This window comes from Sphingobacterium sp. Ag1 (assembly GCF_000988325.1).
Classification (GTDB): domain Bacteria; phylum Bacteroidota; class Bacteroidia; order Sphingobacteriales; family Sphingobacteriaceae; genus Sphingobacterium.
The window spans coordinates 49197-65255 of record NZ_LBGU01000040.1 but is presented as its reverse complement, the minus strand read 5'-3'; the positions used below and the strand labels follow the sequence as shown (position 1 = coordinate 65255).

8 protein-coding genes are annotated in these 16059 nt (G+C 41.4%); 7 read left to right on the top strand and 1 reads right to left on the bottom strand.

Annotation, left to right across the window (positions count from 1 at the left end; all coding sequences use genetic code 11):
* Positions 1 to 8: 8 nt before the first annotated feature.
* The 3 genes from pgmB to AAW12_RS13880 all read left to right on the top strand — a co-directional run bounded on the left by pgmB (position 9) and on the right by AAW12_RS13880 (position 4499).
* Positions 9 to 656, top strand: coding sequence for a beta-phosphoglucomutase (pgmB, locus tag AAW12_RS13890; protein ID WP_046674244.1), 648 nt, complete (start codon positions 9 to 11; stop codon positions 654 to 656).
* A 107-nt stretch (positions 657 to 763) separates the two neighbouring features.
* A complete protein-coding gene (locus AAW12_RS13885) occupies positions 764 to 3073 on the top strand; it encodes a family 65 glycosyl hydrolase domain-containing protein (RefSeq protein WP_046674376.1) in 2310 nt (769 codons plus the stop codon).
* Positions 3074 to 3173: 100 nt separating this feature from the next.
* On the top strand, positions 3174 to 4499 hold the full coding sequence (locus tag AAW12_RS13880) for an MFS transporter (RefSeq protein ID WP_046674243.1): 1326 nt from the start codon (positions 3174 to 3176) through the stop codon (positions 4497 to 4499).
* Between the two features lie 220 nt (positions 4500 to 4719).
* Here the strand turns inward: AAW12_RS13880 and AAW12_RS13875 are convergent, their stop codons facing one another.
* Complete coding sequence (locus AAW12_RS13875; protein ID WP_231585271.1) at positions 4720 to 8676, bottom strand: two-component regulator propeller domain-containing protein; 3957 nt, start codon at positions 8674 to 8676, stop codon at positions 4720 to 4722.
* A 433-nt stretch (positions 8677 to 9109) separates the two neighbouring features.
* Between AAW12_RS13875 and AAW12_RS13870 the strand changes: the two genes are divergently transcribed.
* The 4 genes from AAW12_RS13870 (at position 9110) to AAW12_RS13855 (ending at position 16056) form a co-directional block, all read left to right on the top strand.
* Complete coding sequence (locus AAW12_RS13870) at positions 9110 to 12094, top strand: SusC/RagA family TonB-linked outer membrane protein (protein WP_046674242.1); 2985 nt, start codon at positions 9110 to 9112, stop codon at positions 12092 to 12094.
* A gap of 180 nt (positions 12095 to 12274) precedes the next feature.
* Positions 12275 to 13846 (top strand): RagB/SusD family nutrient uptake outer membrane protein, encoded by a 1572-nt coding sequence (locus AAW12_RS13865; protein ID WP_046674374.1) that lies wholly within the window; start codon positions 12275 to 12277, stop codon positions 13844 to 13846.
* 578 nt (positions 13847 to 14424) lie between these two features.
* Positions 14425 to 14952, top strand: coding sequence for an RNA polymerase sigma factor (locus AAW12_RS13860; RefSeq protein WP_046674241.1), 528 nt, complete (start codon positions 14425 to 14427; stop codon positions 14950 to 14952).
* Between the two features lie 66 nt (positions 14953 to 15018).
* Positions 15019 to 16056, top strand: coding sequence for a FecR family protein (locus tag AAW12_RS13855; protein ID WP_046674240.1), 1038 nt, complete (start codon positions 15019 to 15021; stop codon positions 16054 to 16056).
* The last annotated feature ends 3 nt before the right edge of the window (positions 16057 to 16059 follow it).

Sequence of the window (16059 nt, the reverse complement as noted above, 5' to 3'; positions counted from 1 at the left end):
ATTTTTCGATGATTAATTATAATACTGTAAAAGCCGTAATATTTGATTTGGACGGTGTGTTGGTGGATACGGCGGTCTACCATTTTCAAGCCTGGCACAGATTGGCAGAAGGCTTGGGTTATTCGTTTTCTCTTGTTGACAATGAACAGTTGAAAGGGGTCAGTCGCATTGAATCCCTCGAGCTTATTTTAAAATGGGCGGGGGCGAAAATATCCGATGCTGAAAAAGCGGATTTGCTGTCACTTAAAAACAAATGGTACTTGGAGCTGATTGAACAACTCAGCCCTGACCACTTGCTTTCAGGTAGTTTGGATCTATTAGAAAAACTCCGGAAAAAGGGGATTAAGATTGCATTGGGGTCAGCCAGCAAGAACGCGATGGGCATCCTTGAAAAAACGGGGATTATCAGCTATTTCGACGCATTGCTTGATGGAAATGTGGTGCAACTGTCTAAACCTAATCCAGCAGTTTTCCTGAAGGGAGCTGAGGCTTTGGGAATTGAGCCGGCATGCTGTCTCGTGCTGGAAGATGCCCAGGCGGGGATCGATGCGGCAAGGGCAGCCGGCATGCAGGTCATAGGGATTGGGCAGGCTGAACATCTTAACGGAGCAGATTTAGTGGTAGCCGATTTAGGAGCCTTAGTCGATAAATTTTAAATTTTAGGAGCAATTCAAGTGATGGAAGCAAGGCGTAGATCATATTGGCAAAGAAGACCAGAATGATTGAGGCAGAGTATCCGTCGCGCATTGAAAAAAATATAAAGATGAAAACATATATCAAACATAACCCTTGGCAAATTATCGAAGACACCTTTCGTCCCGAACATAATGAATTTTCGGAAAGTATCTTCGCTATTGGTAATGGTCGGATGGGGCAGAGGGCTAACTTTGAAGAAGAATTCAGCGGGAAATCGTTACAGGGATCGTACCTAGCGGGTATTTATTATCCTGACAAAACACGCGTGGGCTGGTGGAAAAATGGGTATCCCGAATATTTTGCAAAGGTCATCAATTCCATCGATTGGATAGGCCTACATATTCTAGTGAATGGGCAGGTTCTCGACCTAAACAAAGTTGCGGTCAAATCTTTTGAACGTCGCCTGGATATGCAAAATGGGGTTTTATACCGCAGTTTTATCGTGGAAATGTCCGATGGGGCACAGTTGAAGGTTGAAGCAAGCCGGATGTATCATCTGTTTGCTTCGGAAACAGCTTCATTACAGTACAACATACAGGCACTTTCCGGTCCGATTGCTTTGGAGGTCCGCTCGCATTTAAATGCTGAAGTTGTCAATCGAGACAGTAACTACGACGAGCAATTTTGGGAAAGCACAGCGCAGGGAAGAGATGGTGAAAATACCTTTGTGGCGGCGCGTACCAAGAAAACTGGCTTTGAGGTATACGCCCTGCTTACAACTACCGTGACAGGATCTACAGCCGTTGTCGAAGTGCAAGATACGGTGACAAGTCGAGGCTGTATAGCAGAAATTTATAAGACCGAGCTAACCGAATCTCAAATTTGTTGTGTTGAAAAGCGAGTTTCCATTGTTACATCACAGAACCATGTGTCGGCAGAGCTAGAAGTGGCTGCTTCGGTCAATTTACATAGGCTAGATGCACTGAGCTATGAGCAACTAAAGGAGAAACAAGCAGCAGCTTGGCAAGCGATCTGGGCAGAAAGTGACATTGAAATCAGTGGTGATGTTGCTGCGCAGCAGGCTATACGCTATAATATATTTCAGCTCAACCAAACCTATACCGGCGAAGATGAGCGACTCAATATTGGTCCGAAAGGTTTTACCGGAGAAAAATATGGCGGTGTCACCTATTGGGATACTGAAGCTTATTGTATTCCTTTTTACCTCGCAACACAATCTCCAAATATTGCGCGTAACTTGTTGATTTATCGTCATCAGCAATTGGATAAAGCCATTGAAAATGCCGCTAAACTTGGCTTTACCAATGGAGCTGCACTTTATCCCATGGTGACGATTAATGGTGAGGAATGCCATAATGAATGGGAAATTACGTTTGAGGAAATTCATCGCAATGGAGCCATTGCATTTGCGATCTATAACTATGTCCGTTACACCGGTGATCAGGATTACATCTGGTCGCACGGCTTGGAAGTCTTGGTTGCAATAAGCCGATTCTGGGCACAGCGCGTTAATTGGAGCGCTGAGCGCCAGCAATATGTCATGTTGGGGGTGACGGGACCAAACGAGTATGAAAACAACGTGAACAACAACTGGTATACCAATCGGATTGCTTCCTGGTGCCTGGAATATACACTGGACTGTTTAAACAAGCTGGCGCAGCTGAGCTCCGACAATGCTGAGGCATTGAAAACGAAGCTAGCCATAGGAACGGAGGAACAGGAAAAATGGCAGCATATTATCGATAACATGTATTATCCTTTTGATGCGCAGCGCGGGGTATTTCTCCAACAGGATGGTTTCCTCGACAAAGAGTTAATTCCTGTGGCCGAACTTGATCCGGCTCAACGACCGATCAACCAGCGTTGGAGCTGGGACAGGATTCTACGTTCCTGTTACATCAAGCAGGCCGATGTGCTGCAGGGCTTTTACTTTCTTGAAGACCAGTTTGATCTTGAGGCCTTAAGGCGACATTATGAATTTTATGAACCGTTTACGGTGCATGAAAGCTCGCTTTCTCCTTGCGTCCATGCGATATTGGCTGCTAAATTGAATAAACCAGAAAAAGCCTATGAATTCTATCTGCGGACCTCGCGTTTGGATCTGGATGATTATAATAACGATACCGAAGACGGTTTACATATCACTTCCATGGCGGGTACCTGGATGACAATCGTAGAGGGCTTTGCAGGAATGCGGATTAAGGGAGGAAAACTGTATTTAAATCCGATGTTACCAAAAGAGTGGGAAGGGTATAAATTCCGTATCTTATTTCGCGGTGCGACCTTGTTGATTGCGGTACGGTCGGATGGATTTACGATCGAAAATGACAGTGACACTGCGGCCCATATCCAGACGGAGGCAGAAGCTTTCGTTCTGGCTGCACAAAGCAAAAAGCAGGTGTTTCAGGTTCGGTAAGCCCCTGTTTTCAGCAGCGAAAGGACCGATCTTATGCTGCTGAAAATAGGGATTAAGTGATAATTAAATTGTATTTTGTCTTAAATTTTGATAGCCTATTATGGGAAATAAACCTGAATTAAGTATTAGCCAGGTCATCAATATGAGTTTTGGGTTTTTGGGCATACAAATGGGGTTTGCCTTACAAAACGGCAATGCTTCCCGTATTCTACAGACATTTGGTGCTGATGTAGAACACCTGTCGCTGTTTTGGCTTGCTGCTCCGATTACGGGGATGATTGTGCAGCCAATTATCGGGCATTATAGCGATCGAACCTGGAATAAATTGGGGCGTCGTCGGCCTTATATTTTGGTGGGTGCACTGCTGACCACCATAACCCTGTTTTTGATGCCGAATGCAGCGGTATTTACCACATTGCTAGCACCACTTTGGATAGGAGCAGGACTATTAATGTTTATGGATGCTTCCATCAATGTGACAATGGAGCCCTTTAGAGCCTTAATTGGCGATAATCTACCGAGCAACCAACGTAGTCTTGGATTCTCCGTACAAACCTTTCTGATCGGTATTGGAGCCGTATTGGGATCGTTACTTCCCTTTATACTGACAAAATATTTTCATGTACAGGGAACTTCCGAAGCCGGTCAGGTGCCAAACAATGTGATATATTCTTTTTACTTTGGTGGTTTTGTACTGCTTCTAACGGTGTTGTGGTCGGTGTTTAAAACGAAGGAATATACGCCACAGGAATTACGGTCATTTTCCGATACCCTGGTGGTTGAACAGGAGACAGCGCCAAAATTTGGTTTGCGCACTATTGCCAGCGATATTGGTAAGATGCCATTGATCATGCGCAAACTCGGTTGGGTTCAATTCTTTTCCTGGTTTGCCCTTTTTATGATGTGGGTATATACAACTCCTGCGATTGCAGATTCGGTTTTTTACCTGCGGGAAGGAAATCGGCAGGATCTTTATATGGAGGCGGCCAATTGGGTGGGCGTGCTTTTTGGTATTTACAATGGGGTATCGGCTCTATATGCTTTGTTTATTCCGCGGATAGCCAAACAGCTCGGGCGTGGAAAAACGCATGCGCTTGGCTTGTCTATTGGCGGACTTTCGTTGATTTCATTGTTTCTGATCAAAGATGCTAATCTGCTGATTCTTCCCATGATCGGTATTGGTATCGCTTGGGGAAGTATTTTAGCGATGCCTTATGCCATTTTGAGCGATCACCTGCCTGCAGGGAAAATGGGGGTTTATATGGGGCTTTTCAATTTCTTCATTACCTTACCACAGATTGTATGTGGATTTTTTGGAGGAATGATCATCAAATATTTTTTTCATAGCCAATCCATTTATGGCTTGTTGTTGGCCGGTGTATTTATGCTGCTGGCTGCATTCTTTGTTCCCAAGAGTAAACGCTAAGATCATTATCGTAGACGTAGTAAATAGAGCTTACGTCTACGATTTTCTGCTCACTTCGCCCAGCTCCTGCAATTGGATTTTCATCACCCCCTTAAGTATACTAATTTTCTTTAGTTAGCACGGCTCGCTTTTACACAGCGGGATAATTTCGTTCGATTTACTAAAACTTGTGCGTATCATTTGCTGAAAAATGCACCATCATTTGCTGAACACGTAAGCATTATTTACTGTTTTCAAGAATATAGTTGCTCGGCGACATACCATAATGCTTATGGAAGTCCCTGGAAAAATTGGATTGAACGGTGTAACCGACCATCGTTGATACTTGGGTAATGTTGTATTCTTTCTGGGTAAGCAGTTCTGCCGCTTTTTTTAATCGTGAAATATTGATCAATTCATTGGGTGTTAGGTCGGAGAGTCCTTTGATTTTACGGTAAAGGGTCGGACGACTCATATGCATCAGTTTGGCCAGTTCATCCACATTAAGGTCTATCGCTGAAATATTCTCATAAATAACCGTATTGAGCTGACTGATGAAATCTTTGTCAGGACCCGAAACGTTGATATCTATTAAGTTGGAGCTGGGTGCGTTAGTAAAGTAATTCTTGATAATTTTTCGGTTCTTGAGAATATTGCGTATTTGTACCATGAGGAATTCAAGCGAAAAAGGTTTTTCGATATAAGCATCGGCACCATTTTTTAATCCCTGAATTTTGGAATCCAATGCATTTTTTGCGGTCAGAAAGATCACTGGAATATGACTATAGAGAATATCTGTTTTGATACGTCTGCATAAAGCCAGGCCATCCATAATAGGCATCATGATGTCTGTCAGTACCAGTTGTACATTTTCTTGGTCTAATATTTCGAGCGCTTCGGCACCATTGCCGGCTCGTAGGATTATATAGCTGGTTTTTAATTCTTTATTGAGGTAGGCAAGGATTTCTTTATTGTCTTCGACGAGTAGAATCACCGGTTTTTCTTCCTCCTGCTCGTCTGGTTTATCATTTAATACATGATCGTCATTATCTTCCTGAAAAGATTTGATGTCCAGTGATTGTTCTTGAAAAATCGGTACGGACAGCAGGAATATATTGCGGTTTTCTTCCAGATAGACAAGTGACAAGGTTCCTTGGTGCAATTCGACCAAGGAGCGGGATAGGGGAAGCCCAATGCCTGTCCCCGTATCTTTATCGGATTCGTTCAATCGATAAAATGGTTCAAATATTTTTTCTCTTTTTTCATAAGGAATAAGCTCACCATCATTCTTAAATTCGATATTGAACATAATATCATCGCTATTAAAAGGGAGGAGCCTGACATAGACTTCTTCATCTGCATATTTGATGGCGTTGTGAATAAGATTAGTAAAGATTTTTCGGAGGGCTTCCTCATCCACATAAGCAGCGAGACTGATACGTGGCAGGCTAAGCTCATAATGCAACTGTTTATCTTTTGCAAGATAATTTAGGTCGTGGAATACTTCGGATAGGAGTGTGTTGATGTCCGTTTTAGTAAAAATAAGGCTCATATTGTTGGTTTCTGCTTTTCTAAAATCCAGTAGTTGGTTGGTCAGGCGAATTAAACGCGCTGTATTCTTTTCAATTAGTGCGAGATCCTTGGCTGTGTCGCTATCGGTAAATTTCTGTTGGTTTATTATTTTCTCAAGGGGCATTTTGATCAGGGTGAGTGGCGTACGAATTTCGTGGGCCAGATTGGTAAAAAACTCCAGTTTGAGATTATAAATTTCCTGTTCTTTTTTTCGTTCATAGCTATCCATCTTTTGAGCATTATTGGCCTTTATAAGTAGAAAATAATACCGTAATACGAGCAGTATAATCGTACCAAAGCTCACAAAATAAAGTAAGTACGCCCAGCTTGATTGCCACCATGGGGGCGAAACAATGATGAGCAGTTTTTTTTCTGTTGGATTCCAGACGCTGTTGTTATTTGCACCCCTGAACTTAAACGTATACGTACCTGGTGGAAGTTTATTGTAATAGATTTTTTGATTTCCCGTAATATCGGTCCAGCCTTTATCATAACCTTCCATGATATAACGATAGGGATTGCTCTTTGGGGAAACAAAGCTCAAGGCTGCTATATGGAAGCTGATATTGGAATTGTCGTAGGTTAAGTGTATCTCTTTTGATAGGGAGATGGATTCTTTGAGTATGCCATTTTCACGAACCGGCACACTGACATTGTTGATCTGAATGCCGCTGATGAATATGGGTGGAATAAAACTGTTCTTAATGGATTTTGTGGGGTTGAAGCTTACCATTCCTTTGATAGTCCCGAAATATAAAGTTCCGTCGCTATCTTTAAAAGCCGAATTATAATTAAACTGATCTGCGGGAAGCCCATCTCTGGAGGTATAGATGACCCTTCGAGGGACACCCTCGTCCAGCCGGACCAGTCCACCGCCGGTCGATATCCAGATGCTGTTGTTGTCGTCTTCCAAGACCTTGAATACTTGATTAGAAGGTAAACCAGATTCGGTCAGGTAGTTGGTGAAACGTCCATCACGGCGGTATTTCGAAAGGCCGCTTTCGGTGCAAAACCATAAATTTTTTTTGCTGTCTTCAAATAGGCCGTTGACGTAGTTATTGACGAGTGTATTTTGTTTACCTTGTTCGCACAGCAAATGCTGTATTTCTCCCGAGCTGCGGTTATACTGGAAGATCCCACTGCCATAGGTGTTGATCCAGAGTATACCATATTCATCTTCATAAATGCCTTGTATCCATGCTTGAATAGGAAGGAGATCAAAACTGTCCTTATTTTTGTTGTAGGCGTATAAAGCGCGGTCTGTGCCAACAAACATCGTATTGTCTTTGGACTTATAAATGCATACGGCGAAGCTACTTTGTAAGGGACCTTGACCGATGCGGTCATAGTGCTTTTTTAATTTTCCGGTCTTTACGTCGAGAATGTCCAGTCCATGTGTGGTGGAGCCTACCCAAAGATCGTCGCCGATTGTTGCCAAGCCATGGACATTGTTATGCGCAATACTGCCTTTTTTTCCGTTGGCAAGGAAATGCTGGATTTGTTGTGTTTGGGCATCTATTTTGTTCAATCCGCCATCTTCTGTTCCGATCCAGAAATTTCCATAGCGATCTTTTTTGATATCGTGTACAATATTGCCTGATAGGGCTGATTTTCCAAATCCGGACAAATACTTCTTGAAATTGTCGAATTGGTTGCTGTATTGGTTAAAGCCACCGAAAAATGTTCCAAACCAGATATTGTCTTCACGGTCCCGATAGAAATTCAGGACAGCATTGTCAGAAATGGCAAATGGATTGAGCAGGTCTTTTTTGATGTGTTGGCTCTGGCCTGTGTGAATATCATAGGTGTATATTCCGGTTTCAGTTCCAATCCAGTATGTCGACTCTGTTTGTTGAATAATACAGTTTGCCTGAATGACTTTGTTGGGGTAATGACTTGCAAATAGATTTTTTAATGTGCCATTTTTGAAATCAAACAAATAAGCCGAATTGATTGTCCCGACCATTAGCAATGAATCGTTGATCGCATACACGGTTTTGGTATTCGCTAGTGTTTGTCGATCGATTTTTTTAAGATCAACAGGGAAAAATTTACCCGTATTAACCTGATACCGTAGTATTGTACTGTTATTGTCTGTTACCCACAACCCACCTTTCTTACTGCTGGTGATCGCTACTAGGGTATTTTTGTTGAGATCAAATGGGAATATTTCTCCTGTATAAGAATTGTAACGGTACAGTTTTCCATTGGAAAGCAACCATATAAAGCCTGCGTATTCGTGTATGGCATTTACTTCACCGATGGGTATGAGCTTGAATGGTTTGAAATCTTCTTTTATAGGATCGTAACGATAGGCACCCCGTGTGGTACCCACCCATAGGACACCTTTGCTATCTGTGAGGAGGCTTAAAATAGATGAACTTCCGATACTTGTCGAATCTGAAGCATTGTGTCGAAATATTTTAAATTGATTACCGTCAAAACGATTAAGGCCATTCCTCGTTCCTAGCCACAGAAAACCCTGAATATCTTGTGTAATACATTTGACCGTACTATTGGAAAGGCCATCGTGGGTCTGATAGTTTTTAAAATAGATCGATTGTGCCTGCAGGTTGATAACTGCCAGCAAGATATACAAAAGGAGTATGGTGGTTATTCTTTTCAAAACTGATTACGTTGAACTAAAAATAGTCAATTAAAAGATAAAAAAGAGTTTTACTGATACGCTTTGATATAAAATTGAGACGCTCTGATTGGGCGAGATACAAGGATTTGCGCATTTTTATAAAACAATAATAACCAAATATAAACGTATGTTTCGCCCTAGAATTATGACAGGTATATCCTGTATCCTTGTTTTTCAGTTTGTTAGGTTTTTGTTTTTACAGGTGCGGCAATATCTTCACGATGATTTGGTATTCCATTTGGGCGTTAACGATTTTGATACTGATCGTTACGTATTTGCAATAATTGGGAAAGACCATACTCATTTCAAATGAGTTTTAGGACTAAAAATAAACCATTAAAAATCACTTATTATCAGCTGTGTATCTATTGCACACGATAAAAAATCAATTAAACCACCAATCAAAAAGCGTATGAAAAATAAACTACTTGCACAATGCGTAATGACGCTCACATTTCTGCTTGTATCTTTTATTGTAGTTGCCCAGACGAAAGTCTTGAAGGGGAAGGTTGTAGATGAGACTCAAAGTCCATTGGCAGGAGCTACGATCAAAGTAAAAGGGGGTACCGCGGCTACCACAACAGACACGGAAGGTTCCTTTACATTGACTATTCCCAGTGAAGCTAAAACGCTGGAAGTATCCTTTATCGGATATACTTTAAAAGAAGTACCCATTGTGGGGAGCGATATCACGGTAGCGCTTGAACCTAGTGCCGGTCAGGGCTTAGATGAAGTCGTTGTGATCGGTTATGGTACGGCCCGTAAAAAAGATCTAACGGGGTCTATGGTTACTATTGGAGCAAAAAACTTCAATAAGGGGATCATGACCAGTCCCGACCAACTCATACAAGGAAAGACACCAGGGGTGATGGTGATTAACAATACGGGGCAACCTGGGGGATCAACCACAGTACGTATTCGTGGGAATTCATCGATCCGCGCCAGTAACAACCCGTTATTTGTGCTCGATGGTGTGCCGATGTCGGGCAACTCCCCTCTGCCCGAAGGAAGAGGAGGTTTTTCTTCCGACAGAGGAAATCCTTTAACTTACTTAAATCCGGGTGACATTGCTAGTATGGACATCCTTAAAGATGCTTCGGCTACGGCAATTTATGGATCACGTGGGGCAAATGGTGTAGTCATTATTTCCACGAAAAGAGGTAAAGTAGGACAGCCCGAGGTTTCTGTAGGAGCCTCTGCAGGTGTTTCGACCATGCGGGAATATCCTGATGTATTGGATGCAGCGCGATTCAGAGAGGCGTTGAAATATTATACACCATCTGAAGTGGCAAATGCTGATTTTGGTGGTAATGAGGATGCTTTTAAAGCAATCACAAGAAAAGCCATCACGCAAAATTACTATGCTGACGTGGCGGGTGGAACCGAACATGGTAAATACCGTCTTTCGGGTGGGTATTTAAACCAAAATGGTATTATTCGTGGCTCACAACTGAAGAAATATACAGCCAATTTTAACGGGAATTTCCGTTTTTTGGAAAACAAACGATTGGGATTGGATTTTGCAGTCTTTTTGACGCAAATGGATAATAAATATGCGCCGATCAATGCGATGGTAGGTTCTGAAGGAAATGTGATTTCCCAAGCACTGCAGTGGAATCCAACGCGACCATTACGCGATGAGCAAGGTAATTTGACCTTTGTGAGTTCAACCACACGAAATCCATTGACAAGCATTGAAGCCTTTAAGGACTTGGCGACAACCAATACAATGGTGGTCAATTTGGCGCCATATTATAAAATTACAGATGATTTAGAGTATCGCTTTATTTATAGTGCGATGCGACAAACAGGAAACCGCGAGGGTATGTACCGCGCCGGGCTTATTGATCCTTCTGCTGTGAACAATGAGCAGGCTTTTATCTCCAATAACGGGGAAACCAACTTGCAAATGACGCATATGCTCTCCTACAATAAACAAATCAATTCAGATTGGAGTGTCAATGCAGTAGCAGGCTATGAATATTTGGATTATAATTATAATAATAACATTTCCTTTGGCGGTGGATTTCGCTATCTGGGGTTAGATTATTTTGACTATCTACAATATACGCCTGTTTCCACGCGTGAAATATCGTCGTATAGAAGTCCAACCAACCAATTGCAATCGCTTTTTTTACGGGGCGGCTTCAATTACTTAGACCGTTATTTATTCACTGCAACAGTGCGAAGGGATGGTTCAACGAAATTTGGTTCAAACAACAAATACGCCATGTTCCCTTCGTTGGCCGTAGCCTGGAATGTTAATCAGGAAGAGTTTTTAAAGTCTTCCGGTATCTTTGACCAATTGAAAGTGCGATTGGGTTGGGGAAAAACAGGTAACCAAGAATTCCCTTCTGGTGCCTCATTGAATAGATTGGTCTTCGGTAATCAGAGTGTAAGCCAGGCTAACTATGGAAATCCTGACTTGAAATGGGAAACTTCGACGACGATCAATGCGGGTATAGATTTCGGAATCTGGGGCAACCGTTTATATGGATCCATTGATTATTTTAATAAAAAGACCACAGATGCGCTATTTGAGCAAACGCTTGCACAGCCAGCTCCTGCGGGACGTATTTGGGTAAATTTGGACGGTGAGATTGTCAATAAAGGGGTAGAGGTCGCGTTAACAGGTACAATTATTAAAAATGACAATTGGACTTGGGATTTGACAGGTAATGCAACATTTCTTAAGAATAGTGTAAGTGGCCTTGTTGGTTATTATGAGACAGGAGCACTCCGCGGACAAGGTTTTTCTGGTGTATTGGGACAACGAATGGTCAATGGCCAGCCATTGAATGTATGGTATTTGGCCGATTACCAAGGTATCGACCCGCAAACCGGAATGAGCATGTACCGTGGACAGGATGGTAGTATCAGTACGGCCAACGATCCTGCAATTAATAAGTTTTATATGAACAGTCCAAATCCAACCACATTATTGGGTATTTCCACCAATGTAAATTACAAACAGTTTTCTTTGGCTGCCAATATGAATGGCGCTTTTGGACATTATCTATTCAATAATACGGCAGCGACGACTTTGGGATTGAGCAATTTGTCATCACGGAATATCGGTTCAGCATTCTTTAATACAGCTGTAAAAGAGTCTACTTCCAATTCGGCTGCGCCTTCGACGCGATTCCTTGAAAAAGGTGATTATCTAAAAATGGCTAATCTTACCTTAAGCTATCGTGTTGGAAATGTAGGCAGAACACTGAAGAATTTAAATGTATCCCTTACTGGACAGAATCTTTTCATCATCACGAAGTATACAGGGTTTGATCCTGAGGTGAATACAGATGGTGCAACAAATGGTATTCCTTCGTTGGGTATCGAATATTTACCATATCCACCGGCAAGAAATATCCTATTGGGGGTTAACTTCTCACTTTAAGCGTATACTGTAGATCATTAGATAATAAAAAGAGGAGAGTATCAAGATTGATTTAAACATATTCATATTCGTGAATGAATAAATCTGATCGCCTCATTACGAATGAAACACTAAAGGCAGTATGAATGCCTTACAGTCAAAATGGATGAATAAATAATCAAATTTAGACGGATGAAAAAGATGAAATTAAGAACTTTATTATATATCGGAATAATTGGCTCCATTGTAACAAGTACATTTTCTTGTACTAAACTAAAGGAGGAATTTAAAGGAGAATTGGAAGAGGGGACATCCAATGTGGATCCTGGAAGCTTGTTGATCACAGCTTATAATTCATTGAATACCCCTTATCAGCAGGAACAGCGCTGGGTGATGCAGGAAATATCCACAGATGCTGCTATGGCTCCTACACGGGGAGGTGACTGGGATGATAATGGGATGCATCGTGCGATCCATTTACATACCTGGAATGCTGATAATGGTTATATGAACAATACATTTGTAAGTCTTGGTACAGCCATCTATAATGCGGGTAATGTGTTGCGGTATAATCCGAGTGCGCAGCAAGGTGCTGAGGCGAAGTTTATTCGTGCGTTGGTCATGTTTGATATGTTGGATCTCTATGGCGTAGTACCCGTCCGGGAAGGAGCCTCTTTTGAAGATTTTAGAATCGCACCAGAGGTGTTACAGCCACAGGCGGCTATTGATTATATGGTGAAGGATCTCAACGAAATTATAGCGAGTTTGCCTGCAAACGGTCCGAAAGCAGCCTATGTAGCCAATAAAAACGCGGCAAAAGCATTGCTGATGAAGATTTATTTGAATAAAGGAACATTTTTAAACAGACAAGCTCCTTCTTTTGCTGCCGAAGATATGAATAAGGTGGTGACCTTAGCCAAGGAAATTACGGCTTCGGGATCCTATACTGTTTCTGCAAAGGGCAAGTACTTTGATAATTTTGCGCCCGATAACGACGAAAAGTCTACCGAAAATATTTTCACTTTATATAATAAAAATGGCGATAGAGGTGGAAATGTGGATCGCACCTGGAATACTATTGCGCACTATAATATGAGACCTGGGGGCTGGAACGGTTGGTGTACTTTATCAGATTATTACGATAAATTTTCGGATGCCGATGAAAGAAGAGGAATTTACTATAATTATCCGGCTGATACGACTTCTAACAGAACAAAAGAATTCAAACGTCAAAATGTAGGTTTTTTTGCAGGACAGCAATACAATTGGAGTACAAACAAACCATTGATGGCGCGAAATCCAGCGAATGCACCTTTGGTCTTCACGCGTGAAGTGACCATCCGGACCTCTGGAGCTACATTGGAAACAGCGGGTATCCGTCCAATGAAGTATGCCTTTGATTATGCTGTCACTGGTCAACGAAATAACGACTGGGTAGTCTTCCGTTATGCCGATGTATTGTTGATGCAAGCAGAGGCCATATTAAGAGGCGGAACTGGAACTGCAACAGAGGCACTCGGTTTGGTCAACACTATTCGGACCAATCGCGGTGTGAATAACTTGACAGCGTTGACGCTTGATAATATATTAGACGAGCGTGCGCGTGAGTTGTATTGGGAAGGTTGGAGAAGACAGGATTTGATCCGTTTTGGTAAGTTTTTATTAGCCTGGCAGGAAAAAGCTGCGGATTCCAGCCCGAAAACATTGGTTTATCCAATTCCGAGTCAACAGCTTGCTGTCAATCCAAATTTAAAACAAAATCCAGGATACTAGATTTTATTGATATCCATAAAACAAGCAGTTTCACGGTGTTTGTTTTAGTGCGAAGGTATTTAGATGACAAGTGATTTTTCTTATCATCTAAATACCTTCTTTTTTCTATATAGTGATTAAAACTGATCTATCTTAATACCAACTTATACCTCTTCACAATTTTTAATCAATTTTTAGACAGTAATCAGTCATTGTTTATTCAGTTTACACTGAGCAATCACTGAACAATCACTGAACGAGCACTGAACAAGCACTGTTAAAAGGGCTAATTTGGTCACGAGTTGAAACGAACTTGCTGCGTCTAAAAAAATACAAGAGAAGAAAACAGGACCGATAAGTTGCCTATCGGCAAAGTAGCTTTTATGAAAGAAAGCGCTTAAAATGAAGATTGAGGCGATGGCCTTATCGAAAATATTATCTTGTTTTTTTGATAAAAAATAATCACTTTAGAGGTGGATAACTAGCCAAAAAGCATGGGTCATTTTGATGGATCAAATTGAAATTCTGTCAGATACCAATTTCGATATTCTTTGTAAAGAGGATAACAGCATTGAAACAAGACTATCTAAATGTAGATTATGATGGATAAAATCCTACAGCGGGCACCGACTAACGAAAAGGAGTTTTTTTTAGCTTATCGTTATTGGTACAGGAAATTGTACTATTTTCTGTATCAGAAGACCCAATGTTCGAATCTGGCCGAAGATGTCGTCCAGCAGACTTTTCTAATTGTTTGGGAACGCAAGAATCATGCGAATCAGCAAATCCAATTCAGTACTCAGCTCTTTCAGATTGCACGAACAAAATTAATTGATGAGTTGCGGCGGCGTGCTTTGAATAGAAAATATGTGGAATTTGAGAAACCTTTTGTACTGACCCAATATGAAGACCTTGAACGACAAATTGCCTATAAAGCTGAGTTAGAATATGTAAAAGAGCTGATTACACAAATGCCTTTTATGCGGCAACAGGTGTTTTATCTTCATAAAATTGAAGAATTGAGTTATAAAGAAATTGCCGTCAAATTGTCTATCTCCCCGAAGACGGTAGAAAACCACGTTAGCATTGGCCTGAAATTTATTAAAAAATTTTTTAAGTTGTCTTAGGGGACAAGCCCATCACTATTCGTATAACAGTTATATACCTATCCCGCTAAAAGGATAGAAACTGTTATGAATCGCAAATCCTTATTCAATAAATTCCTGGCGAATGAATGTTCTGCTGAGGAAGCGAAACTTGTCTTCAAATGGCTGAATGATGATCCGACCTTATTGGATGATCTCATTTCAGAAGATGATTGGGTTTCCTACATCAATCAGGAAAATAAGTCAAAACGTGGTGGTGATAGCCTGTTGCGAATCATTACTGTATTTGTGCTATTTGGTTTCCTATTTATCTTATCCAATCTTTTGGGCACATCAACTGATAAACCTATACAAACAGCAAGTTTCATTCATGAAATTTATTACAACCCTTCTGCTCAGCCTAAAGAAATTGTTGCAGCGGACCATTCGATTTTAACCTTAGAACCCGGTGCACTGATTCAGCTGGGCATAAAACCGGATCTTGATTTTAGGCGGGTTAAATTATTCAGTGGAAGGGTCAGTTTTAAAGTAGCGAAAGATCCTTCAAAACCCTTCATCGTCGAAAGTGGCACGTTGATGACCACAGCGTTGGGAACAGAATTCATCGTGGATTATAATGCGGTGGTTGAACATGTTCTGATCCGATTATTTGAGGGGAAAGTTCGCGTTGAATCTATAGAACCGTCCGTAGCCGAGACAAAGATTCTTAAACCTGGCCAACAGATTTATTTTGGCGGGGTGAACACGATGTTTGTTTCAAATTTCAAAGGTACACCAAAAATGAGCGCGGGGGAAAATCTACCGGCCCAGCATATGCTGTCATCAACGGAAAAACCATATCGTAATCCGGCAACAATTCACCAGAGCGCCAATTGGCTCCAATTGGAAGAAACCGCTGTATCCGATATTATTCAATATATCAATCATGAGCTTGATGTTCCTATATCCTATGATTCATTAATCGTTAAAAACTATCGGATAAAGGGGCGGTTTAGCAAGAATCCGACCATGGACCTGAAGGACAAAACGGATCTTGCGGCGTCTATTCTGCAGTTGATTGTTGAGGTGAATCCGTTTATTCTTGAAAAACAACATAATACATATATACTCAAAACTAAAAAATAGAAT